We start from the raw sequence: 25,126 nt of genomic DNA, 5'->3' as shown, positions 1-25,126 counted from the left end.
CCTTTTTATGCTAATGCTCCGCGATTATAGTGTTCAGTCGTGCGAAAAATTATTTTTCTATTTTTAATATTATGTTGAATATAAAACTTAAAAATAGATATAACTATAACTAAAAGAAAGTCTTAAAACACAAACCTCACATTGAATAAATTTATTTTATTACCTAATCTACTTGAGTCATTTTCTTAAGATGACTAATACCGTTTATTAATTAAATTTAACCTAATAAAATCAGGAGATATTATTTATGAAAAAAATATCTATAGAACCAACTCTATCATATCAATCTAATGATGCTTATACTGGCCCCGTCAATCCTGTTTAACTATTATATTATTTTTCATCTCAATAGGCAGTCAGCCTTGCTGACTGCCTCAAATACAGACAAATGGAATTGGCAATGAAAATAATTGATCCTTTTATTTTTATAACACTCATTAATGGAAAGTTAATTTTATGGGATTATAGAAACCATAATCAATATGAGATAGACGATGACTATATGAAAAGAATTAAAGATCTTGTTAATGGTGATAAGTTTACAGATTCACTGATAGATAAAACCATTATAGATAGTGGAATATTAGATTGCGATGATAGAAATATGTGCAGTTGGGGATGGGACTGCTTATCAAAAATATTTCATATTGGGACCCAAGTCGTTTTGGATAAAAATATGAGTTTACCAATTGATGATAGCTATGAAGGCTATGTCAATTATTGTGCCTCAATAGTAAAGGATATTCCTGATCTAGATTACCAGCGTTCAGGAGAGAAATTTAACTTACCCAAGCCCAACAAGCATTTTTTAGCTAAAAGTAAATTTATTGATACTTTATTTGCGCGTAAAACAAGCAGAGAATTCAAGATAGAAGCCGTTTCACTGCAAGAAGTGGCCGAGGTTTTATATTGGACGTTTGGTACACCTCATGGCTCAACGCGAGCAGAAATGGAAGCTGCTGGGCTAAGATCTGTAGGTTATCGTCGAACCTCCCCATCAGGTGGTTCTCTACAAACCAGCGAGGCTTATCTAGTCGCTTTAAATGTCACTGGGCTAGTATCCGGTATATATCACTACCATTCTCAAAAACATAAATTAACACTCGTCAGCACTGACATTAACGGTGAGAAACTGGGAAGCCTCTTATGTGCTCAGATGTTTGCCAAGGACTTGGCTTTTGGTATTTTTATCACCTCATGTTTTAAAAAAATGTGGTGGAAGTATCCTCACTCCAGAGCATATCGCGTAGCCTTATTTGATATTGGTTGTTTAATTCAAACATTTCAGCTAGTTACTACAGCTATGCAATTAGGATCTTGGCCAACAGGCTACTTTCTGGATCGAGAAATAAATAAGTTACTCGACGTAAATGAAGCAGAAGAGGCTGTTTTATTTTTTCTCGGTGCAGGACCAAGCTCTGGTTCCCCTTTTGCACCTAATTTACTGAAAACTATAAAGCGAAAAATAAATAATAAAGGGAATAATAAATGAAAATATTATCGTTTAAGCCAGGGCATGATGGCAGTATTTGTTATATTAAAAATAATAAATTAATCTTCTGCCATGAGGCGGAAAAAGACTCTGGAACTCGTTATTCTCCTGTCACAACTGAATGCACCATTGAGGCCCTAACAACTCTAAATGATGCTCCAGATATAATTGCTCTCAGCGGCTGGTCATCAGGCAATAACCCACATGGAAGTAATATTGGTGCCGGTTATTTTGGATTAGCAATAACCGAACCGGTGAGGAGAGGTTTTCTACAAAATAATGTGTTTTTTTTCACCTCATCTCATGAGCGCTCTCATTTATTATGTGCTTATGGGATGTCACCTTTTCTTCAGGGAAAACCCTGTTATGCTCTGCTATGGGAAGGACATATCGGTTCCTTCTATCATATTGACCAACAGCTAAATATTAACAAACTTGCTAATATCATGCCTGATGTAGGTGTACGCTATGCATTTTCATATGGTATTGCTGATAAAACCTTTCCATTTGTGAGAGGCCAGGTAAGGTTGGGTGATGCAGGTAAAATTATGGCTTTGGCTGCCTACTGTAATAGAGATAAAAAAACAATACAGGATGAGGAACTAATATCCCGTCTAATGTGTATACCCTTAGATCATCAAAACCTATGTAAAACTCAATTTTCACAATCACACTTATATAATATTGGAGTAGATAGTGATGCTTTTAAGCAGTTCGCAGGACACTTTACTGATGCAATATTTAAAAAATTTTATCGTGAAGTTAAAAAATACGTTAAGCAGAAACTGCCATTACTGATAAGCGGTGGCTGTGGTTTGAATTGTGATTGGAATAGTAAGTGGCTAAATTGTGGTTTATTCGATGATACTTTTATTCCTCCGTGTGTAAATGACTCAGGTTCTGCAATCGGAACTGCTATTGATGCACAGTACTATTTTACAGGTAATGCAAAAATAGATTGGGATGTTTACTGCGGCCAAAACTTCAATGATGATATTATTGATATTTATGGCCTGAAATATGAGAAACTAAACTATTATAATATCGCATCTGCTCTTGCCAGTGGAGATATTATCGGATGGGCCAATGGTAAAGCGGAGCTAGGCCCCAGAGCGTTAGGTAACCGTTCAATATTAGCAGCACCTTTTAATAAGGCCACATTGACACGTTTAAATACCATAAAAAATCGGGAATCCTTTAGACCCATAGCCCCAATCTGTTTACAAAGCGATGCACCTGATATTTTTGATATAAATAACCCTAGCCCTTACATGCTATTTTTTGCTCATGTTCTAGATAAAAACCTTCAAGCTATCACTCATATTGATGGTTCATCCCGTCCACAGACTATTAATAATTTTCAAAATAGCAACATTTATCAGTTACTATTAATATTTAAGGAAATAACAGGCTATGGCGTACTATGTAATACTTCACTAAATTTTAATGGGAAAGGTTTTATTAATCGAACGAGTGATTTAGCAAACTATATGCTGCAACACGGTCTTGATGGTTTTGTTGTAAATGACCGCTTTTATACAAAAAACACTTCACATTAATCGAACGAGAAAAATCTTAATGTTAAGCCTCTTTAAAATAGCTGGGTACCCTTCTCTATTTGCATCTAGAACATTCAATTCCATTGCTGTTTGGATCGACTTCACACTTATCTTTACTGTAATGAGTTTTCATTTTAATGCTTCTGCTTATCAGTTAGGGATAGCGGCAGCACTATATGGTTCCCCCGGATTATTATTAGGCCCATTTATTGGCCAAATGGCCGACAGATATTCACCAGCAGTTATATTACTCATAAGTGCTTATGGTCGATTTATAACCTCGATATGGCTTGCCGTTTCCACTCATCATGAATTATTTTTACTTGGAGTTTGTCTTAAAGGGATCAGTAATTTAGGCATGATTCCTGCTGAACAAATATTAATTAGGGAGTTATTAAATAAAGAACAAATATTGCTAACCATCACACTAACAAATATTATTGATCAGCTTATTAAAATAACATCTCCATTAATCGCTGCTTTCCTCTCGACAATAACAAATTCGCAAGGTGGATTTTACTTAACAGCATTATTGGCATTGATAACATCGCTACTAACCATAAAAATTGGTTTCACGACCAGATGGATTAAAAAAACTGCTAACGTAACAACCATGCTGCCTGATTTTAGGGTGGTATATAATATTATCCATAATAATCATGTGCTATTCTCTTCTTTTTTAGTAGTTCTAGCCGCCTCACTGACACTTGGATTATACGATTCAATTCTTTCTATTTTATTAAGAGTTATGGGATTTAGTGCTAATGCATTTGGTATCATTGTCAGTAGCACTGCCACCGGTGCTATTTTATGCGGCTTCTTATTTAAGAAAATATTTTTATTATTTAGTCACCAACAGTTGATGATTTGTGGACTTATTGGTTTCAGTTTAACTATCCTTATTGCTGGTATCCTCTGTTTGGCTTTTAATAACCTTCATCTTTATATTTTCTGCATCATTTGGTTTATCAATGGATTTTGTTATGCCTGTATCGTAATGTCATTCAGTATTGTTTTACAAAATGAAGCACCAACCAACATGTTAGGTGTCATTTCAACCAGTTGTCGCAGCTTACAGTTAGCAACACTGGTCGCAGGCCCTGTTATCGGGTCAGGTCTGGCTCATTATGTTGGCATCCCTATAACATTTGTCATTGCTGGTAGTACCGGTGTTGTTATTACCGGATATCTATTATTCATGCCACCGAAAAAACTTAACCCATAAAGAGCTGCCCCGATAAAGGAGCAGCTTTGATCATGCTCGGTAGTGATAACGCTACGCTAACCGTTATTCGCTCACTGGCTCGTCGCTCACCTTTTCTTTAGGTTCTGGGTTCATACAGCTATAAATCACTGGCAGAACCAGCAAGGTCAATACCGTTGCGAAGCCCAGACCGAACATGATGACCACTGCCATGCTTTGGAAGAAGGCATCACTGAGCAGCGGTGCCAGCCCCAGTACGGTGGTAAATGCCGTCAGCATGATGGGCCGCAGACGAGCGGTAGAAGCATCGATAATGGCCTGCCGTAGCGGTTTTTCCTGGCGCTGAAGGCCAATCTCCTCCACCAGTACAATACCGTTACGGATCAACATTCCACTTAGGCTTAGCAGCCCGAGCAGGGCCATAAAGCCGAATGGAATACCCGTCAACAGGAAGCCGACAGTGACCCCAATTAATGCCAGCGGCACCGTCAGCCAGATAGCAACCGCGTTACGCACCGAGCTGAACATCAATACCGTCACGATAAACATAATCAGAAACGCGATGGGTAAACTGATGAAAATACCACGTTGTGCTTCCTTGGTACTTTCATAGTCACCGCCCCACTCCAGTTCATAACCACGCGGTAACTGAATAGCTTCCACATCCGGTTTGATGCGGCGTAACAGCTCGGCTGAAGTTTCCCCTCCCTGCTGGGTAGGATCGGTTTGCACCGTGAGCGTCCGCTTACGATCCAGACGCATAATGAGCGGATCTTCCCATTCGGTCTCAAAACTGGTGACCACGTTATCAATCGGGATAAAGGCTTGACGCGCCTGACTCCAGACCATGACATCATTTAGCCGTTCGGCATTGAGCCGCTCTGAATCTGGCGTTCTCAGTACGATCGGCATGGTGCGAGTGCCATCGCGGTATAAACCGACCGGCAAACCACCAAAACTCATGCGTAATGTGCCATCCACCTCACGTTTATCCACACCTAGCTCACGGCCCAGATAATCGGAGAATTGTGGGCGGATCATTTTGCTGCGCCCCTGCCAGTCATGCCTTGTGCCATCGGCCATTGGATCAGCAATAATGGCTTTTTCCGCTTGCGCTGCCAGTGTTCGCAACACATCGGGGTCTGGGCCAACAAAACGGGCTTCGATAGAACTGTCGTTAGACGGCCCGAACATGATGCGCTTCATTTGTGCATCTACTTGCGGGTATTCGTCGTGCATGTACGACTCTATCTCATCAATCAAGCCCGGTATTTGACCCAATTGTTCAGTGCGAACCATCACCTGTGCATAGTTAGGATAATGGCGCTGGGCATTGTAGGTCAGCATAAAGCGCATCGCGCCCTGACCAATTGTTGCCATCGTATCTGCCACCCCATTTTGCTCTTTGATATGCTGCTCGACTTTGGCGGCAACCTGTTCGGTATAGCCAATGTCCGTCCCATAGGGCAGCCAGATATCAACAAAGAAGATAGGTGTGTTGGACGGCGGGAAGAAGCTCTGCCGCACATTACTAAAGCCGACAACGGATGCCACTAGCAGGGCGGCCAGAACGACTAATGTAATGCTGCGGTGTTGCAGTAACTGACTCAGAATCACCCGATAATAGCGAAACAGCCAGCCATCGTAGGGTTGTTTGGCCGGTTTATCCGCATCTACCTTCGGCTCTTTCTGGTTCTGGAACGCCCACTTCGCGAATACCGGTGTTAAAGTCAGCGCGGTGAACCAACTCAACATCAGCGAGATCAGCAGCACCTCGAATAGCGAACGGCAATACTCCCCGGTTGCATCATTAGACAAACCAATAGGTGCAAAGGCCAGGATAGCAATTATCGTCGCCCCTAACAGGGGCATCATAGAGCGCTTCACCACATTGCTGATAGCCGTGAAAATGCTTTCACCGCGCTGACGGCCCACCACAATCCCTTCCACCACCACGATGGCGTTATCCACTAACATGCTGAGCGCGATAATCAGTGCCCCTAGCGATACTCGCTGTAGCTCAATGTTAAACAACCACATAATGAGCAACGTCCCGAGTACGTTAAGTGCCAGCGAGATGGCAATAACCACGCCACTGCGCACCCCCATGAAGATAAGCAGGGTGACGACAACAATTAATAAGGCCAGCAGGAAGTTAAGAATAAAGCCATTCACTGCACCTTCTACTTCATGAGACTGGTCGTAGAAAACATTGATATGCATACCTGACGGACGCTCACCTTCAAGCTGCGCCAGTCGGGCTTTAATCGCATTACCGACGTTCACCACGTTAACATTCGGGGCAAATGAGATCCCTAATGCCAGTGCTGGCTTTCCGTTGGCGCGATAAATATTGGTCGGTGAGTGGCCAAAGCCCTGTGTAACGGTCGCAATATCACGTAAGTACACGCTTTTCGGGCTACCGGGCTGACTGACCAGTAAATTCCCCAGCTCCTGGACACTTTGGAATTCACCGGTTGGATGCAAGCGAATTGACTCACTGCCAACTTGCAACTGGCCTGCATCAGACACCACGTTCTGCCGGGCAAGTAAATCAGATAACTGTTGCGGCGTAATACCCGCGGCGGTCATCTGGGCACGGGAGATCTCTACCTGCACTTCTTCCGGCAAAATCCCAACGATACCCACTTTACCCACACCCGGCACCAGAACCAACTCACGCCGCAGTTGCTCGGCGAAATTACGTAAGTCCTGATTGCTGTATCCGTCACCGGTCAGTGAGAAGAAGAAACCGTAAACATCACCGAAGTCATCATTCACCCTTGGCGCACTCGCCCCTGGAGGCAAACGCACACTGCTATCGTTGATTTTCCGCCGCAATTCATCCCAGATTTGCGGTAACTCATTGGCACCATATTGTGCGCGGATATTGATGGTTATCTGCGATAAACCAGCACTAGAAATAGAGGTCACATCATCCACAGAAGAGAGTTCCTGAATGGCATTCTCCAGTGGCAACGTCACTTCTTCCTCTACCTGCTGTGCTGATGCGCCATCATAGCGGGTGACAACTACCGCCGTTTTGATGGTGAAAGCTGGGTCTTCCAGCCTGCCGATATTGAGATAGGCAATAACACCGCCAATACCCAGCAACAAAATCGTTAGCCAGATACGGGTACTATTATTAATAAAATTATCAGTCAGCTTCATCAGAGACCCCGCTCACGAACCCAAGCCCGTACAACCTGATTTGGACGAAGTTCGCCAGTGCCTGCGGCGACGATTTGCTCACCGTCGGCCAGGCCTGAGATCACTTGGATGCCATTTGCGGTAAGCTGACCTACCTGGACTTTGCGCGCTTCTACGTGCATTTGCCCATCATCATTCTTGATGACCCAGACTCTGGCATCATTCAACTGAGCACTATCAGGGTTAAACACCGCTTCTACCGGCACTATGATGGTCGGATGATCGTTGCCAGACAGATTACCGGAGTTAATTCTTACCCGGCCACTGATACCTGAAAGCAATGGCATATCTGCCGGGCGCTTCATGGTCAGTGTCACCTGGAAAGTCTGTGAGGCAGAGGTCGTCGAGGTAGTATGTTCTTTATATTCCGCAATAAATTCGCGCCCCGGCATATGGTTAAGTAATACCGTTGGCTTGTATGTGCGGTTACTGATTTCCAGTGTAGTAAACAGGCGCTCCGGCACGCTGAACACGACATCCAACGTATCTAACGCACTTAACGTCGCGACCGGCTGACCGGCAGCCATCACCTGATGGTTACGCACGTTAACATTGGCAATAATGCCATCAAAAGGCGCGGTAATGGTTGCATCACTGAGTTCTTTTTGTGCAATTTCCAAGGCCGCACGCGCAGACTCCATCTCAGCACGGCGCACATCTAACTCGGCACGGGAGACCGCCCGTTGACCTTGCAAGGTATTAAAACGGTTAAACTGATCTCGGGCCAGATTAAAGGTGGACTGACGATCCCTGACACGTAAGTTCAAATCTGTGTCATTCAGCCTGGCGATGACCTGACCCTTTTTCACCTGCTCACCTTCACGCACCAGCAACTGTTGCAGTTGCCCGCCGCGTTTAAAGGAAAGTTGGGTTTCATCACCCGCTTGCAACCGGGCTGGGAAATAGCGAGTACCATTTTGTCCGCTGTCTTCGACAGTAAATACTTTTACCGGACGCACACTTTCTACGACTTCAGGGGGAGTTCTGTCGCAAGCAGCGAGAAGAAGCGTTAATAGCAGAGTGACTACAGTTTTTATCTTCACTATAAGATCTCGTTGAGTCAGGTGTTAAAATTTATTATCCAGATTAGTCATTCACACTTTTTCCTGTGACAGACGGTGTACTAGCGCTCTTATCAGTGTGATCAACAACCCCCCGGTAAACATGCCTAAAAAATAGATCAGCACAATTAACACTGAAATGGGTAGTGTTATTTGTGTGGCAAGTAAAGATAGGTTCACCGAACCGCTGTTTTGGAACGCAAAAAGCGTTGTCAGGCCCACTATCAGCAAGAAGCACACCCAATAAACGTATTTCACTTGATCATCCTTTTCATTTCAGCTCATTTCGGCATTAAAAGTTGAATACTGCGTCTTCTTGCCAAATACAAATGCCTTACCTTTGAAACAGAGATAGCCAATAGAGAAATAGCGCTGATCTGCTACTCACTATCGGCTATTTTTTTAAGAGCAACTGCGTTATACCCAAAATAATTCGAGTTGCAGGAAAGCGGCAATTGAGCGAATCCCCAGGAACTTACTCAGGTAAGTGACTGGGGCGAACGAAAGCAGCCAACACCCATGCAACTTGAAGTATGACGGGGATTAGTAGTCGACGGCATCCCGGATGATTGGACAAGTCATACAATGACCGCCCCCGCGCCCGCGCCCCAACTCACTACCGACAATCTCAATCACTTCCACCCCTTCTTTACGCAGTTGGGTGTTGGTTTTGGTATTACGGTCATAGGCCAGAACCACGCCTGGAGAGAGCGCAACCATGTTATTGCCACTATCCCACTGCTGACGTTCGGTGTCGTAATCGTTACCTTCGGTCTCAACCACACGCAGTTTTTTCAGGTTCAGCGCACTGGCAACCGCTTCAACAAAGGTGCCTTTATCACGGCTTAACTTAATACCGGTTGGGCCATTATCCGGGCGCAGTGAGAAGGTTTGAATCTGATTCACAATCGCCGGATATAAGGTCACCACATCACGGTCACAGAAGGTAAATACCGTATCGAGATGCATGGCGGCACGTAGTTTTGGCATCGCGGCAATCATCACGCGCTCGACCTGGCCTTCGCTCTTTTTAAACAGTGATTGTGCCAACTGAGTAATGGCCTGATGCGAAGTACGCTCACTCATGCCAATTAATACGGTTTTATTACCGATTGGCATCACGTCACCACCTTCCAGTGTCGCAGTACCGTGGTGCTGCGTCGGATCCCCCCACCAAACATTCACATTGGCATCGCCAAAGTCTGGATGGAACTTATAAATCGCGGTGGTGAGGATGGTCTCTTCATGACGAGCGGGCCAATACAACGGGTTTAACGTCACGCCGCCGTAGATCCAGCAGGTGGTATCACGGGTATACAAGGTGTTGGGTAACGGCGGTAACAGATATTCAGTGATCCCCACCGCTTCACGGATCAGTTTTAGTTCTTCTTTGTCGCACTTGCCGTCGTTATGCAGTTCAGTGGTCGATAAACCACCGATCAGCACTTCAGCTAACACACGCGGTTCCAGGCTTTCCAGATAGCTGCGAGTTTCTTGCAAAATGCCCAGTGAAACTTCATTTGGTACAATTTGCTGATCCAGAATCCACTTTTTCGCCGCCGGAATCGCCACGGTCTCGGCCAGCAGATTATGCATTTCAACCACATCAACACCACGTTCGCGCATTTTGGTCATAAAATCGAAGTGGTCACGCTTGGCTCTTTCCACCCACAGCACATCATCAAACAATAATTCATCACAATTACTGGGGGTCAGGCGGTTATGGGCACGCCCTGGGGCGCAAACCATCACTTTATGCAGTTTGCCGACTTCAGAGTGAACGCCAAACTTAGTCTTACCATGCGTTTTCTTAGCTTTATCTGACATAAGAACTCCAATAAATTATATGGTGATGATTCCGGTGGCAATGCTATAAATCGCAGCAACCGCAGCCACAATAAGAACGATAAACAGGATTCTTTCGTAGGTATTAAAGGCTTTTTGATGCTGTTCACGTTTGGCAATCAGATACAAAATCGTGCCTGGGCCGTAAATAATGGCCGACAGCAGCAGGTACTTCAGGCCGCCTGCATAAATCATCAGTGCGGAATAGAAAGTGGCAATAAGGGCAAAGATGAGATCTTTTCTGTGACCACGCGCATTAGTTTCGTAAGTTTCACCCGTCCATGCCAGTTTCAGGCCATAGGCCCCCACCAATAGATAAGGGATCAAGGTTAATGAACTGGTTAATTCCAGCGCCAATTGGAAAGCATAATCAGTAAATAAGGTCAGAATTAAGAATATCTGTATAAATATATTGGTAAGCCAAACTGCGGCTGAAGGCACAGCATTGCTGTTTTCGGTCGCAAAGACTTTTGGCATACTTTTACTTTTCGCCGCCGAGAACAGCACTTCAGCCGCCAGCAGTGACCATGACAAGTAAGCACCTAACACGGAAATGATCAGGCCCACGCTAATAAAGATTGCCCCCCAGCGCCCCACAATAGCTTCCAGCACACCGGCCATTGATGGTTGACGTAAGGCGGCGAGGTCAGGGCGCAGTAACACACCGTAAGACAACATGGTGATCAACACTAACAGACACAGCACACCAATAAAGCCCAGTACCGTGGCAATACCCACATGGCTACGTTCTTTGGCATAACGCGAATAAACACTCGCCCCCTCGATACCCAAGAATACGAATACCGTCACCAACATGGTGCTACGGACTTGAGAGAATAAGGATTCAGGTTCAACTGAGGTGGTAATTGTCGCCGCCGCATGGCCGACATAGCCATAATCATTCAGATGGGATAAATCAGCGCCTTTAACCACGTCTGGCGTGCCCCAGAAGTTCAGTGCAAAGACATCCCCTTTAAAGGCGAAAATTAGCACGATAACAAAAATAAAGATGGGAATTATTTTGGCAAAGGTCGCAATGGTATTAATCGCGGCGGCTTCTTTAACGCCGCGCAATATCAGGAAATGGAATCCCCACAAAATAACGGAGGCAACTAATACAGCGGGAATAGTATTACCATCACCGAATATAGGAAAGAAAGCCCCTAAGGTTGATTTGATAAGAACAAAATATGAAACATTACCAATACAAGTGCCGGCCCAGAACCCTAATGCGGAAGCGAATCCAAGATAGTCTCCGAAGCCCTCTTTCGCGTAAATAAATACGCCAGAATCAAGATTAGGTTTGCGCTGCGCTAATGTTTGAAAAACAAAAGCCAGCATTAACATACCGCCACCCGCGATACACCAGGCGATAAGTGCGCCAAAACCACCGGTTGCTCGTCCGAAGGTCGCCGGTAAAGAAAATATACCAGCACCGATCATTGAACCGACCACCAAAGAGGTGAGAGCCGGTAAAGATAGTTTGTTCGTTGTTGAATTGGCCATGATGCTCTCAATGACGTTGGATAAATAAAGTTAAATGTCGATTCTGTTTATCCCGCAAACAGATTCACCAGACTCACCATTGATATAAATACATACTAATCATAGCTTCCTTTAAAATTATTGCATAATGACTGGAAAGTAGACGAGAGCTTGCAAAATGTAAATTTCTGCAAAAATTATTACATACATCAGAATCTTGTAATAGTGATCAAAATCATTATTCGACATACTCAGAAAATCCGCAGTCAGATTAATTCTCTGCGTTATGCACATATGATTAGCATAGATATCTGTTTTTCTCTGATGCATGATTTAAGATGATACCAGACAGCCTTAGCATTTATTTACCGGCCCCTAAATAGGAATGTATTGCATCTTGATCTCTGGTTATCAATGGTCTATTATTAAAGATTAACCACCAAAGAAAATATAACATAACCCTTATATATCAATGCATTACGATGATGACTTTGAGCAATTAAATTAGCTAATATCTAATATAAATTTGTTGTTAATGTCTGGTTCTCACCTTAATCCGCCCCGGTTACCTTCGTTTTTTCATCAGAGAATCATATCGAATATAAGTCTCGTTCTAAATTTTATGAAATCAGTTAGAGGTTTTTTTTATAATGCCTGGCGGTGATTTTTGTCTGATGAAAGTTCATTAAATGGATTAAGTAATAATAATCATTCTGATTTCATTTATAATTCATTTAGTTTTCATTAACAGTTATTGCTCTTTTGTTAACTGTAAATTGTTACACCACCCTATCCGGCCCCCTGTAACACTAACAACTCAACATACAGCAGCACTTTAGGTCATCCAGTGCGCATTTGGCAGGTTAAAATCCCGCAACTGCAGATTCACTCGACTAAAGAAGATATCGTTCTCTCTAACATTACTGTTTAATACGTTAGAATTTAATTACAAAATGGATTATCTCTGACTAACATTAATAACTATTAAATTAATATTGCAGAGAATCATGTAGGAAACCACCTCCACAAGGCATTACCATTTTTGATGGTTTGCCAGATAAATAACCCACGGAATAAGTATATTAATTAAAGAATACAAAAAAGGCTCCCACGGGTTTGAAAGATTGGGAGCCGTTTTACCGTTCATCTACTGCGAATAAGAACTATTGTGTCTGATCGTTATTTTTAACTCGCTCAACGCCACCAACTGAATAACCAGCCAGTATCGCCACGAAGATCATAAACAGATGACCTTCAGATGAGTCCAGCAAGAATGAGTTAAAGAAGTTACACGCCATATAGCTACTCAATACCGCCAGCAAGACATTACGCAGCGCGGGGGTTTGTTGCCAAATAACACGATAACAGCAGATAACCCACGCCAGGAAGATGGCTAAACCAATCACCCCAGACTGAATCGTTTCCAACAGATACTGGTTATGTGGGTTATTAATTTTATAATTTATTTGCGGATTTTCATAATAAAAACCACCAGCACCGTGGCCTAAAATCGGTGATTCTTTAATTAATCTGACCGCTTCAATGGCAAAGGCTGAACGTTGTCCCATTGATGAACTACATGCTTCATTAACATTCCCTACGGATGCAGCCATACAGACTTTAATTTCATCCACGCCTTGAATAATACGATTCGTCGCATTATTGGGAATTAAAAGTAATGCCGTAAACGCAATCGCGCCCAACAGCGCCAATGCCCAGCGTTGGCGGCTTCCCAGAGAGAAGAATAGCCACATTCCCAGCCCTACCACCAAGGCAACATAGCCGGTTCTACCCAGAACCAAAAATAGAATACTGTAACTGGCAGCCACAACTAACACGCCATAACCCCAACGTTTCCAGCCGTGACTTTTAAACGCCAGCGTCAGCCAGAATAAAGCGGCCAAAGCCATAAAGAAGTTTTGCGTAATTTGCAGTTTAAAAATAGTTGGATTAGCCGCGTCCACGCCGCTAAGCGGAATGTGTAAAACACCCACAGCTATTGTTCCCGTCAATGCGACTGCATTAGCGAGTAAGAACCCCATACAGAACAGTTTTATCCGCTGCGGCTGGTTGATAAAGAACAGGGCCAGCGGTAAAACATAAAGGAACTTCTTATCCTTGCTGACCATTTCCGGGCCGTAACTGTTGTGATGAAATAATAACGACAGTGCCAATAACGCAAACATAGCCGCTGGCAGGTAAACCAATGGATTAGTGAGTAAAGGTTTAAAATGCAATGTTTTATAATTAACAATCAAACTAATCAGGATCAAAACCAGCGATATGTTGATAAGCGGATTGGATGTCGGTAAGGAGATTCCGAGCAGCAAGGCAGCGGCACTACTCAGCAGTTCAGTACGACGGTTAGCCGGATAAGTAGCCGACGATAAGGTCGATGGGATTGTCATAATTCTCTTAGCTTAAGCTGGTTGGGGAACAGGTTGCCGGTACAGACTTAATATCTGCAAATTACAGATGTTGAGTGCGCCAAACATCAACGGCATTAATAACCTCGTTTACCGGAATGGCATTCAGATAACGGTCGGTTGTATCGGTATCAATCTCATTAGGATGTGGCAAAGTGCGATAATGTCCGGCCCATAAAAGGGTATGCGGAGCTTGCCATGGGTGCCATTGGTTAAGATTACTGGGGCCAAATAGCACGACAGCCGGCGTTTGAAGGGCCGCAGCCATATGCATGGCAACAGAATCCACACCAATAAATAGCTTAGCGTTATCTATCAAGACGGCCAGCTCCGGCAGTGCCAAAAGGCCGGATAAATTAATAACTTTTTCGGGCTGCGCGCAACCAGTGATAATCTTAGCAATATAGTCCAGTTCCGCTTTATCTTTCCCTCCCGTAAGCAGCACCGTCTCGCCTTGTTCGGTGAGGTGGTTTATCAGTTGACTGAATGATTCACTGGCCCAGGTTTTAAACTTCCAACGGGCTGAAGGTTGAATCAATATATAGTCATTGATATTACGCTCTTGGCAGAGCTGTTTTACCCGCTCAATATCACGTTGGCCGTAAGACATAGTGACTTCGGTGCTGATATCAGTCAGTTGCAATGGCGCGAGGATATCTAAATTATTGAGAACGGTGTGCCGTTCGGCTGCATTGGGGATATCGACTAAGGTGGAGTGGCAGTAGCGCCATAACCAGGTATCGCGTTTTGGGTAGTGAAAACCGATGCTGAAGCCCGGTTTTAATAAACGACAATACGCGGCAGCTCGCCATTGATCAGATAAATTGAGGATCAGATCATAATGGTGCTCTTTCAATGCATTAAACAACGCTTTTTCGCCGCTGATTTGGGCCGTTAAGCCCGCATGTTTTAGGCCACGGTCGACAATAAATGCATGATTAACCGTTTTGTTCTCTCGCAGCATATCTTGCGTGCCGCCATACAGCAGCACATCGATTTTGGCCTGAGGATAATTGGCTTTTAACGTGTTGAGTAAAGGCGTGGTGAGGAGAACATCGCCGAAATGGCGTAATTTAATGACCAAAATGCGTTTAACATTCTCTTTCTCTCGCAGTATGGCCGGTAAATTAACGGCACTGACGCGAGCAGGAGCAGAAAGTTGCCCGGCAGGTGATTCTGTCTTATTTGATGTATTCATCATAGGATGCGCCATCATCGGCAACGAAAGAGGGGCAATAATGCTATCCAAGTGTTCACTGCATGGCAATCGTTTTAGCGCCCCCATATGCCAATAATAGATAATGATAACTATTTTGTAATGTGTAGAGTTATTCGCAGAGAGAACAGACTGATCGTAAAGACGCCGTAAATACATCCATGTAGGCTCGACCCGCGCCATCCCTGGCGCGGACGCTTTACTCTTCAATCTGTCCTCACCGCTTGAAACGTGTTGCCTGTAATAATTTAATTGACGTCATCGGCGCAGGCAGTTTGGACGCGACCGGCGCACAGCCAACGGAGCGTACACGTAGTACGTGACGGCGGCGAGCACTGCTCACGTTCAAAATGGCAAGTAAGATAGCGAATTAGAGAAAATTGACGTCATCGATGCAGGCAGATTGAGTGCGGACAGCGCGCAAGAACCGGAGCATACATCAGTATGTGACGGTGATGAGCACTGCCCCGAAGCTCAAGCTGGCAAGTGAGATAGTCAATTTTAAAGGCCGGGGGCTTTCCATAAAGAAGTCGTCAGCCCACTGTCTACTAACGTCAACTGATCGGTATATACCGCTTGCCAGTTGACTTTAGCCGCTTGATATAGCGCTTTGTGTTCAATATTGGGTTGGTATTCTCGCTCCCAGCGCACCAGCCGCTCGCCGGTTTTATCGAGCGCTTCATATAGCCCAACGCCGACACCCGCTGCAATTGCACAGCCTAAAGCGGTGGCCTCTTTCACTACCGGTACGCGAACCGGAATGCCGGTCACATCCGCCAGAATCTGACTCCATAGTTTGCCTTTTGCACCGCCGCCGGCAAATACCACTGACGAGGCTTTGACACCGGAGAATTCCGCAATTTGTGCCAAATTACAGGCCGAAACGATTGCCGCGTTCTCTTCCAAGGCACGGAATAAAGTGGCTTTGTTGCATTTTTCGGGGTCGAGCGACAGGTTAATAAAGGAAGGTGCGGCGTGATACCAGGATTTAAAGCGCATAACATCAGAGAAAATGGGCATCACCCCGTAAGCACCGGCTGGCACCCGCGCCGCCATATCTTCCAGCAAACTATAAGTATCAATCCCTAACCGCTGGGCGAGTAATTTCTCTTCGGCGCAAAATGCATCACGGAACCAGCGCATGGTCAGGCCGGTAAAGAAGCTGATGGATTCTGCTTGCACCATGCCGGGAATGACGTGAGGGTTAATACGTGTGTTCATATTGGGATCAGTAATCGGTTTGGGCAGGTTAACCACCTGCTGCCAGAAAGTGCCCCCCAACACCGCTGTCTGCCCCGGTTGTACCACTCCTAACCCTAAGCAGCCGAGTTGTACGTCACCGCCGCCCATCACGACTGGCGTTCCAGCCAACAAACCACACTCTTGTGCGGCCTCTGCTGTGACATGCCCGAGCAAAGTGCCCGTCTCTTTGACTGGCGATAGGATATCAGCGCGTAATCCGGCCATTTCCAGTAAGTTCGGCTGCCAGTTGCGCGTGACTAAATCCAGCATTCCGGTAGTGCCCGCATTGGAGGGGTCTACCGCCAGCTCGCCACTGAGCATATTCGTCAGCCAGTCGCTTATCATGGTTAGTGTCCCGGCCTGACGATAAATATCCGGGCGGTAATGTGCCAGCCACAATAATCGAGGCATTGCACTCAACGCCAGTGTCTGACCGGAGCACTGATAGACTTCAAGCTCAAAGCCATTATTGTGTAACTCTTTCAATTCACTGACTTCACGGCTGGCGCGGGCATCCACATTGGCACAAGCCCAAATAGGTTTACCGCTGCGGTCATAGAGCACAATTCCTTCGCGCATTGAGCAGGCCGCAACCGCACGGATAGCACTGGCGGGTAAATTGGCCTGATGCAATGCCTGACGGATGCATTGACAGGTCAGCTTCCAGTTGGTGGTTAAATCAAACTCCATCGACCCAGGGACATCAGGTACTGGCAAATGTAGCCATTCAGCCTGTCCGGCTGCTATCTGATTGCCATTAAGATCAAATATTACCGCCCGGACATTACCAGTACCCGCATCCAAAGCCATCAGATATTCAGCCGATGTGGTCGTAGAGAATTGACTCATTACGCTATCCTCTGTTTTATATGAATTTATGTATAAACCTGCCCTCTACTGCCTTTTTCTCGAAAAAATAAAAACTATTGGAGGTTAATGGCAAACCCAGTATCAAGCCAGGTGCGTGAAGGAGCGATTGTCCCTAGGGGCACTTCGGTCGCTTACGCGACTACGACCCCAACGGAACATTTCCCCTTCAATCGACTTTGTCAGCAATCTGACTATTGGCGTAATTGTCGCAGTCAGATTAGGTGCGCCCAGCGCGGAAAAACCGGAGCGTACACGTAGTACGTGAGGATTTTACTCGCTTCGCTCACCCTCTGGGCCGCTCTAAAGAGCGTTCAAAATGCCAGCATTTTGTGAGCACTGCGAAAGCCTAAGCTGGCAAGTAAAATAGCCAATTAAATCAGTTTAATAATAGACCGCGCCGTCAACTCATCTGTCACTAGCGCATTCACATACTTGCCTTTTAGCGCAGCTACAATGGCTTCAGATTTCTCCACCCCGCCCGCTACACCAATCACCGTTGGAATGTTGGTCAAATCAGCCAGTGAAACACCGATCAACTCCTGATGGATCTGCATATCCGGCACCAGTGAACCATCGGCCTGCATAAAGTAACCGAGAATATCGCCGACCGCGCCTTTGCGGCTAAACATCAGTTGCTCACCTTCGCTGATATAGCCAGAGCGCAAAATAGTGGCTTCTTTTTGTTGATTGACCGAACCAATCCCCACCACCGCAACATCAGCCGCACACGCCGCCAGCATCACATCGCGCACACTGTTTTCCTGGCGGAATGTTTCAGCGACGTTGGCACTGGAAGCACGCAATGGCGCAGGAATAATGCTGACCTGACAGGCCGCATCAAGCTGCCCAATCCCAGTCATATACGAACCCACGCCACCGGAAAGAGTCACCAAGCGCACCTGCTGCGGAGCAATAAAGCCACTTAAATGCTGCAAAACGCACATAGTGGTTTCACCAAAACCAACCGCCAATAGCTGCTGCGGTTGTATCAATGCCATCAATAGATGTGCTGCACCAACACCCAACCGGCTGCTGATACTAAGGTCAGCCAAAGAAGGTAAAATGCGGATATGCTTCAGGCCGAAATGCTGTTGCAGCGCATTTTCCAGTTCCAGACAACCTTCATAGCGCGAATTAATCTGTACCCGGATAACCCCAGACTGACGGCCTTTCTCCAGCAATCTGGAAACCTTCAATCGAGTCAGCCCCAGCAGTTCGCCAATATCCCCTTGCGTTAAGCCATCGTGATAATAAAACCACGCAATGCGAGCGAGCAGTTCCTCTTCACTCATGCTATTACCCGGATATTTGTATTCATCGTTGGACGACATAAGTTTTTCTTTCATCATTAGCCGCGATCCCTATTGCCGCTTTTTCATTCTTCATTGATTCATCATCGATCAGAAATCCACGGTCTGATAAATGCTATACCCAATAGATTTCAAGATGCAGGAAGGCGGCAAACGAGAAAGTCCCGATGAGCTTACATAAGTAAGTGATTCGGGCGATTGAGCGCAGCCAACACACCGGCAACTTGAAAGATCACGGGTATAAATCTTAATAGATAACTACGCTAACAGCTTAAACCACACATTTGAACATATTTTAATTTAAATTTTTTTATTCATAGAATTGTGATCTTGATTACGCCACTAATGGGATTATACAGCTATCTTTTTTGAACACTTTTAATTTTAAATTAATTTTGTTCATTACGGGGACGATAATGCCGCACACTAAAGCCTCACCGCCACCGCTGCTTCAAGTGCGCGGCATCAGCAAACAGTTTTCCGGCGTAGTGGTATTGAAAAGTATCGACTTTACTCTGCAACCGGGTCAGGTCCACGCGCTATTGGGAGGCAACGGAGCGGGTAAATCAACGCTGATGAAGATCATTGCCGGAGTGCTTCCCCCCGACAGCGGCACTATTGAAATAGATGGGCAACCCTGCCTTAACCTCACTCCTGCCAAGGCCCACCAGCGAGGTATTTATCTGGTGCCGCAGGAGCCAATGCTATTTGCTAATTTGTCGGTTCAGGAAAATATTCTGTTCCGCCTGCCAAAGCATCAAGCAGACAAAAAGAAGATGGCGCAGTTGCTGCAAAGTTTAGGCTGCCACTTGGATTTGGCAGTTAATGCCGGTTCGCTGGATGTTGCTGACCAACAATTAGTCGAGATCATGCGCGGCCTAATGCGTGACTCGCGAATTTTGATTCTTGATGAACCCACCGCCTCGCTAACACCCGCGGAAACCCATCGCTTATTCAGCCAAATAAAAATGTTATTACAACAAGGGGTTGGGGTGGTGTTTATCTCCCACAAACTCCCTGAAATTCGCCAACTAGCCGATTGGGTCAGCGTGATGCGCGATGGCGGAATTGCGCTCAGTGGTGCCACTAACGACTTCTCAACTGACACCATTATTCAGGCCATTACCCCACAAGCCAAAAACAGTGGATTAACGGATACCCAGAAGTTATGGCTAGAGTTGCCGGGCAATCGCCGTTCTCAGGCTCGGGCGCAGTCCAATCAACCGGTGATACAAGTGTGCGACCTGAGTGGCGAAGGTTTTGCGCATATCTCTTTTGAGGTACGCGCCGGTGAAATTCTTGGCCTGGCGGGAGTGGTTGGCGCGGGCAGAACAGAATTAGCCGAAACGCTCTATGGTTTGCGACCCGTCAGCGGGGGCAAAGTCATGTTGGAAGAGAGCGACATCACCACGATGAAAACCGTCAATCGACTGGCTACCGGCCTGGTTTATCTGCCAGAAGACCGTCAGGCCTCCGGCCTTTATCTCGACGCCCCATTGAGCTGGAATGTCTGTTCGCTCACCCAAGGTAACCAGGGGATATGGACTCATCCGGCACAGGAAGCCGCCATTTTAGAGCGCTATCGCCGCGCGTTAAACATCAAATTTAGTCACCTCGAACAGCCGGTTCGCACCTTATCCGGTGGTAATCAACAAAAGCTGCTGATTGCCAAGTGTCTGGAGGCTAACCCGCTACTACTGATTATTGATGAACCGACCCGTGGCGTAGATGTCTCTGCCCGCAGCGACATTTATCAATTGATCCGTAGCATCGCGGCTCAGCATGTGGCGATCATTTTTATCTCATCTGATCTGGAAGAAGTGGTGCAAATGGCGGATCGCGTATTGGTTATGCACCAGGGGGAAATCAGTGGCGCGCTGGAGGGCAGTGCCATGAATGTCGACACCATTATGCATTTGGCTTTTGGTGAACATCATACCGACGCCCATCAGTCTGCTGAAAATGAGGGCGCATCATGTTGAAATTTATTCAAAACAATCGCGAAGGCACAGCTCTGCTGGCGATCCTCGCTTTATTTGCCCTGCTCGGCGTGATCGACCGTAATTACTTCAATTTGCAAACTTTTACCATGATCTTTAGCAGCGCGCAGATCCTGATCCTGCTGGCGATCGGCGCCACTATGGTGATGCTAACCCGCAATATTGACGTTTCTGTTGGTTCGATCACCGGCTTATGTGCGGTGACGGTCGGCATGGCGCTTAATGCCGGTTTCGGGCTGGCACTATCCTGCCTGTTTGCGCTATTGGTTGGCATGGGGGCGGGCTTCTTTAATGGCATTCTGGTGACCTGGCTGCGCATTCCGGCAATTGTCGCCACACTCGGTACGCTGGGGTTGTATCGCGGCCTGATGCTGTTGCTGACCGGTGGCAAATGGATCGAAGGATTACCAGCGGATCTGAAAAGTTTATCAACGCCAATTCTGTTTTCTATCTCGCCCATTGGCTGGCTGATTATGTTGCTAATTGTCGCCATGGCCTTGCTGCTGGGTAAAACCGCCTTTGGCCGCAGCTTCTATGCCACCGGTGATAACTTGCAGGGTGCACGCCAATTGGGAATTCGCACTGATAGCATCCGTATTTTTGCTTTCTCGATGAATGGCGTGATGGCGACCCTGGCCGGGATAGTCTTTGCCTCACAAATTGGTTTTATCCCCAATCAGACCGGCAGCGGCCTGGAAATGAAAGCCATTGCCGCTTGTGTGCTCGGCGGGATCAGCTTACTTGGTGGCACCGGCACTATTATCGGCGCGATTCTCGGGGCTTATCTACTGACACAAATCGACAGCGTGCTGGTGCTGCTACGCCTACCGGCATGGTGGAATGATTTTATCGCCGGTTTGGTGTTACTGGGTGTACTGGTGTTCGATGGCCGCCTGCGTTGCGCCGTCGAGCGCAATATCCGCCAGCAGAAATATGCCCGCTTTACCGCTCGTCCGGCAGTTTCTGGTAAGTCGACAACTTCAGATAAGAAGAAAAACGTTATACCCAATAGATTTCATGATGCAGAAAGGCGGCAAACGAGAGAATCCCGATGAGCTTACAGTGGTAAGTGATTCGGGTAAACGAGAGCAGGTAACACATCTGCAACTTGAAAGATGAAGGGTATAAAAAGAGGTGGCGCGATGAATATTTATAAGCGTTATGGATGGGAACTGGCTCTGGCTGCGCTGTTGGTGCTAGAGATCGGCCTGTTTGGTTTATCCAACTCACGCATGTTGGATATCAATGTGCTGCTGTTCAGCACCAGTGATTTTATCTGCATCGGTATCGTCGCTCTGCCACTAACAATGGTGATTGTCAGTGGTGGTATCGATATCTCATTTGGTTCCACCATTGGGTTGTGCTCAATATTCCTTGGCGTGATGTTTCAGGCCGGCGTCCCCATGAGTATGGCGATCCCGCTGACCCTGCTGGTTGGCGCGCTGTGCGGGCTGATTAATGCCGGGCTGATTCTGTATACCGGCGTCAACCCGCTGGTCATCACCCTCGGCACCATGTACCTGTTTGGCGGCAGTGCGCTGTTGTTATCCGGCATCTCTGGCGCAACCGGTTATGAAGGGATTGGTGGCTTCCCAACCGCTTTTACCGACTTTGCCAACCAAACCCTCTTCGGCCTGCCGGTGCCGCTGGTAGTGTTTATCGCCTGCGTATTGCTGTTTTGGCTGTTTATGCACCGTACCCACAGCGGCCGTAACGTCTTTCTTATCGGGCAAAACAGCCGAGTGGCACGATACAGCGCCCTGCCCGTCGCCCGCACCTTATGCCTCTTGTATGCCTTGACCGGCGTGGCCTGCGCCATTGCCGCTGTCCTGCTGGTTTCTTACTTTGGCTCGGCACGATCGGACTTAGGAGCATCATTCCTGATGCCCGCTATCACCGCCGTGGTATTGGGAGGGGCCAATATTTATGGTGGCTCCGGCTCCATTCTCGGTACGGCTCTGGCAGTTCTACTGGTGGGCTACTTGCAACAAGGCCTGCAAATGGTTGGTACACCAAACCAGATATCCAGCGCGCTGTCTGGTGCCTTACTGATTCTGGTGGTGGTCGGGCGTTCCATCAGCCTGCACCGGCATTTGATTTATGAATGGCTGCAACGTCGCAGAAATACCGTGGTTTAACCTGCTCTTTTTTATAAAAAATTGCCAACACCTCTCTACCCCTATCGGAGATAGCCATGAAAACACCAAGATTAAAAAAACTGGCGCTGGTTTGTGCCCTCGGATTTGCCTGTATCACTTTTAGCGCTATCAATGCCGTGCAAGCGGCGGAACGCATCGCATTTATCCCCAAATTGGTCGGGGTTGGCTTCTTCACCAGTGGCGGTAAAGGTGCCGTCGATGCCGGTAAAGAGCTGGGGGTGGATGTCACCTATGATGGCCCAACCGAGCCAAGTGTTTCCGGCCAGGTGCAGTTAATCAATAACTTCGTCAATCAGGGCTATAACGCCATTGTGGTCTCTGCGGTTTCGCCTGATGGCCTGTGCCCGGCACTGAAACGTGCTATGCAGCGGGGCGTCAAAATTCTGACGTGGGACTCTGACACCAAACCTGAATGCCGCTCGGTGTATATCAACCAGGGAACCCCGAATCAATTGGGGTCAATGCTGGTCGATATGGCAGCAAATCAGGTGAAAAAAGACAAAGCCAAAGTGGCGTTCTTCTATTCCAGCCCGACGGTGACCGACCAGAACCAATGGGTGAATGAAGCGAAGAAAAAAATCCAGCAAGATCACCCCGGTTGGGAAGTGGTCACCACCCAGTTTGGCTATAACGATGCCACAAAATCACTGCAAACCGCTGAAGGTATCCTGAAAGCTTATAGCGATCTCGATGCGATTATTGCCCCAGATGCCAACGCCCTGCCCGCTGCGGCACAGGCAGCGGAAAACCTCAAACGCGACAATGTGGCTATCGTCGGTTTCAGCACCCCGAATGTGATGCGCCCCTATGTTGAACGCGGCACGGTCAAAGAGTTCGGCCTGTGGGATGTGGTTAACCAAGGCAAGATCTCAGTCTATGTCGCCAATGAAATGCTGAAAAAAGGCGACCTGAATGTCGGCGATAAAATTGACATCCCGAACATAGGCGTGGTCGAAGTCGCACCAAACAGTGTTCAGGGCTATGACCATGAAGCTAAAGGCAGCGGCATTGTGTTACTGCCACAGCGGGTCATATTCACCAAAGAAAACATCGATAAATACGATTTCTAATCTCGGCGGCCCGTCTCACTGGCGGGCTGGTACAGACCTAAGGGAGTTATGACAGATGGCTGATTTAGACGATATCAAAGACGGTAAAGATTTCGGTATTGGCATACCACAGCAGAACCCTGCATTTACACTTAAAGGCTGCGGTTCGCTGGATTGGGGGATGCAATCGCGTCTGGCGCGGATTTTTAATCCAAAAACCAACCGCACGGTAATGCTGGCATTTGACCACGGCTATTTTCAGGGGCCGACCACCGGTTTGGAGCGAATTGATATCAACATCGCCCCGCTGTTTGAATATGCCGATGTCTTAATGTGTACCCGTGGTATTTTGCGCAGCATCGTACCCGCCGCCGCCAATCGCCCGGTGGTACTGCGCGCATCTGGGGCAAACTCAATTCTGACTGATTTATCCAACGAGGCGGTGGCGGTCGCGATGGAAGATGCCCTGCGGCTCAACGCCTGCGCCGTCGCGGCCCAGGTCTATATCGGTACAGAACACGAGCATCAATCCATTAAGAATATCATCCAGTTGGTCGATCAGGGTGTTCGCTACGGGATGCCAACTATGGCGGTGACTGGCGTCGGTAAAGATATGGCGCGCGACCAGCGTTACTTCTCACTGGCGACCCGAATTGCGGCTGAAATGGGCGCTCAGGTGATCAAAACCTATTATGTCGACAATGGTTTTGAACGTATTGCTGCCGGTTGCCCGGTGCCAATCGTGATTGCCGGAGGCAAAAAACTCCCTGAAAGGGATGCGCTGGAAATGTGCTATCAAGCCATTGATCAAGGCGCATCCGGGGTGGATATGGGGCGCAATATCTTCCAATCAGAAGCCCCGATTGCCATGTTGAAAGCGGTTCATGCCGTGGTGCATAAAAATGAGAACGCAGAAACGGCGTATAAGCTGTTTTTACATGAAAAAGGTTGAGTCAACTGGCCGTGACTGACCCGCCATGACAAGGAGACTTTCTGTG

The 25,126-nt window shown here is 46.7% G+C and carries 17 protein-coding genes; 8 read left to right on the top strand and 9 right to left on the bottom strand.

Features of this window, described 5'->3' with window-relative positions:
- The first annotated feature begins 400 nt into the window (after window positions 1-400).
- From AT01_RS15065 to AT01_RS15055, 3 genes are read left to right on the top strand one after another with little or no spacing between them, the layout of a single operon-like run.
- On the top strand, window positions 401-1,492 hold the full coding sequence (locus AT01_RS15065; protein WP_082039626.1) for a SagB/ThcOx family dehydrogenase: 1,092 nt from the start codon (window positions 401-403) through the stop codon (window positions 1,490-1,492).
- Window positions 1,489-3,051, top strand: coding sequence for a carbamoyltransferase C-terminal domain-containing protein (locus AT01_RS15060; RefSeq protein ID WP_042547708.1), 1,563 nt, complete (start codon window positions 1,489-1,491; stop codon window positions 3,049-3,051). The genes AT01_RS15065 and AT01_RS15060 overlap by 4 nt, the downstream gene beginning before the upstream one ends.
- Before the next feature lie 19 nt (window positions 3,052-3,070).
- Window positions 3,071-4,276 (top strand): MFS transporter, encoded by a 1,206-nt coding sequence (locus AT01_RS15055; RefSeq protein WP_071841532.1) that lies wholly within the window; start codon window positions 3,071-3,073, stop codon window positions 4,274-4,276.
- A 63-nt stretch (window positions 4,277-4,339) separates the two neighbouring features.
- On the opposite strand, the gene AT01_RS15050 is transcribed toward AT01_RS15055, so the two are convergent.
- From AT01_RS15050 to lsrR, 9 genes are all read right to left on the bottom strand, one after another.
- On the bottom strand, window positions 4,340-7,426 hold the full coding sequence (locus AT01_RS15050) for an efflux RND transporter permease subunit (protein ID WP_042547706.1): 3,087 nt from the start codon (window positions 7,424-7,426) through the stop codon (window positions 4,340-4,342).
- The gene (locus AT01_RS15045) at window positions 7,426-8,508 is read right to left on the bottom strand and encodes an efflux RND transporter periplasmic adaptor subunit (RefSeq protein ID WP_042547705.1); all 1,083 of its coding nucleotides are present in this window, start codon (window positions 8,506-8,508) and stop codon (window positions 7,426-7,428) included. The genes AT01_RS15050 and AT01_RS15045 overlap by 1 nt, the downstream gene beginning before the upstream one ends.
- A gap of 51 nt (window positions 8,509-8,559) precedes the next feature.
- Entirely contained in the window at window positions 8,560-8,784 is a 225-nt protein-coding gene (locus tag AT01_RS15040; protein ID WP_042547704.1) for a lipopolysaccharide assembly protein LapA domain-containing protein, read from the bottom strand.
- A 285-nt stretch (window positions 8,785-9,069) separates the two neighbouring features.
- On the bottom strand, window positions 9,070-10,353 hold the full coding sequence (gene arcA, locus AT01_RS15035; RefSeq protein ID WP_004701828.1) for an arginine deiminase: 1,284 nt from the start codon (window positions 10,351-10,353) through the stop codon (window positions 9,070-9,072).
- 15 nt (window positions 10,354-10,368) lie between these two features.
- Complete coding sequence (locus AT01_RS15030; protein ID WP_042547703.1) at window positions 10,369-11,877, bottom strand: amino acid permease; 1,509 nt, start codon at window positions 11,875-11,877, stop codon at window positions 10,369-10,371.
- Window positions 11,878-13,019: 1,142 nt separating this feature from the next.
- Window positions 13,020-14,264 (bottom strand): O-antigen polysaccharide ligase WaaL-ps, encoded by a 1,245-nt coding sequence (gene waaL-ps, locus AT01_RS15020; protein ID WP_042547701.1) that lies wholly within the window; start codon window positions 14,262-14,264, stop codon window positions 13,020-13,022.
- A 61-nt stretch (window positions 14,265-14,325) separates the two neighbouring features.
- The gene (gene rfaQ, locus AT01_RS21965) at window positions 14,326-15,483 is read right to left on the bottom strand and encodes a putative lipopolysaccharide heptosyltransferase III (RefSeq protein WP_042548653.1); all 1,158 of its coding nucleotides are present in this window, start codon (window positions 15,481-15,483) and stop codon (window positions 14,326-14,328) included.
- Window positions 15,484-15,999: 516 nt separating this feature from the next.
- Window positions 16,000-17,589, bottom strand: coding sequence for an autoinducer-2 kinase (gene lsrK, locus AT01_RS15010; protein WP_042547700.1), 1,590 nt, complete (start codon window positions 17,587-17,589; stop codon window positions 16,000-16,002).
- A 392-nt stretch (window positions 17,590-17,981) separates the two neighbouring features.
- Window positions 17,982-18,959, bottom strand: coding sequence for a transcriptional regulator LsrR (lsrR, locus tag AT01_RS15005; RefSeq protein WP_042547699.1), 978 nt, complete (start codon window positions 18,957-18,959; stop codon window positions 17,982-17,984).
- A 377-nt stretch (window positions 18,960-19,336) separates the two neighbouring features.
- On the opposite strand from lsrR, the gene lsrA reads away from it, so the two are divergent.
- The 5 genes from lsrA (at window position 19,337) to lsrF (ending at window position 25,080) form a co-directional block, all read left to right on the top strand.
- Window positions 19,337-20,902 (top strand): autoinducer 2 ABC transporter ATP-binding protein LsrA, encoded by a 1,566-nt coding sequence (lsrA, locus tag AT01_RS15000; protein ID WP_042547698.1) that lies wholly within the window; start codon window positions 19,337-19,339, stop codon window positions 20,900-20,902.
- Window positions 20,896-21,975 carry an autoinducer 2 ABC transporter permease LsrC gene (lsrC, locus tag AT01_RS14995; RefSeq protein WP_042547697.1) on the top strand — a complete coding sequence of 360 codons (1,080 nt, stop codon included), beginning with the start codon at window positions 20,896-20,898 and terminating at the stop codon, window positions 21,973-21,975. Before lsrA ends, lsrC begins: the two co-directional genes overlap by 7 nt.
- An 87-nt stretch (window positions 21,976-22,062) precedes the next feature.
- Window positions 22,063-23,058, top strand: coding sequence for an autoinducer 2 ABC transporter permease LsrD (gene lsrD / locus AT01_RS14990; RefSeq protein ID WP_042547696.1), 996 nt, complete (start codon window positions 22,063-22,065; stop codon window positions 23,056-23,058).
- A 56-nt stretch (window positions 23,059-23,114) separates the two neighbouring features.
- Entirely contained in the window at window positions 23,115-24,149 is a 1,035-nt protein-coding gene (gene lsrB, locus AT01_RS14985; RefSeq protein ID WP_042547695.1) for an autoinducer 2 ABC transporter substrate-binding protein LsrB, read from the top strand.
- 55 nt (window positions 24,150-24,204) lie between these two features.
- Entirely contained in the window at window positions 24,205-25,080 is an 876-nt protein-coding gene (lsrF, locus tag AT01_RS14980) for a 3-hydroxy-5-phosphonooxypentane-2,4-dione thiolase (RefSeq protein ID WP_042547694.1), read from the top strand.
- Window positions 25,081-25,126 lie beyond the last annotated feature (46 nt).

It is taken from the genome of Yersinia aldovae 670-83 (assembly GCF_000834395.1).
Classification (GTDB): Bacteria; Pseudomonadota; Gammaproteobacteria; order Enterobacterales; family Enterobacteriaceae; genus Yersinia; species Yersinia aldovae.
This window is presented reverse-complemented; position numbering and strand designations above follow the sequence as displayed.

Excerpts from the sequence above, each read along its gene's own strand:
- arcA (WP_004701828.1), bottom strand. The coding sequence starts at position 10,353 with ATGTCAGATAAAGCTAAGAAAACGCATGGTAAGACTAAGTTTGGCGTT.
- AT01_RS15060 (WP_042547708.1), top strand. The coding sequence starts at position 1,489 with ATGAAAATATTATCGTTTAAGCCAGGGCATGATGGCAGTATTTGTTAT.
- lsrC (WP_042547697.1), top strand. The coding sequence starts at position 20,896 with ATGTTGAAATTTATTCAAAACAATCGCGAAGGCACAGCTCTGCTGGCG.
- lsrR (WP_042547699.1), bottom strand. The coding sequence starts at position 18,959 with ATGATGAAAGAAAAACTTATGTCGTCCAACGATGAATACAAATATCCG.
- AT01_RS15055 (WP_071841532.1), top strand. The coding sequence starts at position 3,071 with ATGTTAAGCCTCTTTAAAATAGCTGGGTACCCTTCTCTATTTGCATCT.
- AT01_RS15050 (WP_042547706.1), bottom strand. The coding sequence starts at position 7,426 with ATGAAGCTGACTGATAATTTTATTAATAATAGTACCCGTATCTGGCTA.
- AT01_RS15065 (WP_082039626.1), top strand. The coding sequence starts at position 401 with ATGAAAATAATTGATCCTTTTATTTTTATAACACTCATTAATGGAAAG.
- lsrD (WP_042547696.1), top strand. The coding sequence starts at position 22,063 with ATGAATATTTATAAGCGTTATGGATGGGAACTGGCTCTGGCTGCGCTG.
- AT01_RS15030 (WP_042547703.1), bottom strand. The coding sequence starts at position 11,877 with ATGGCCAATTCAACAACGAACAAACTATCTTTACCGGCTCTCACCTCT.
- lsrK (WP_042547700.1), bottom strand. The coding sequence starts at position 17,589 with ATGAGTCAATTCTCTACGACCACATCGGCTGAATATCTGATGGCTTTG.
- waaL-ps (WP_042547701.1), bottom strand. The coding sequence starts at position 14,264 with ATGACAATCCCATCGACCTTATCGTCGGCTACTTATCCGGCTAACCGT.
- lsrA (WP_042547698.1), top strand. The coding sequence starts at position 19,337 with ATGCCGCACACTAAAGCCTCACCGCCACCGCTGCTTCAAGTGCGCGGC.
- lsrB (WP_042547695.1), top strand. The coding sequence starts at position 23,115 with ATGAAAACACCAAGATTAAAAAAACTGGCGCTGGTTTGTGCCCTCGGA.
- lsrF (WP_042547694.1), top strand. The coding sequence starts at position 24,205 with ATGGCTGATTTAGACGATATCAAAGACGGTAAAGATTTCGGTATTGGC.
- rfaQ (WP_042548653.1), bottom strand. The coding sequence starts at position 15,483 with ATGATGAATACATCAAATAAGACAGAATCACCTGCCGGGCAACTTTCT.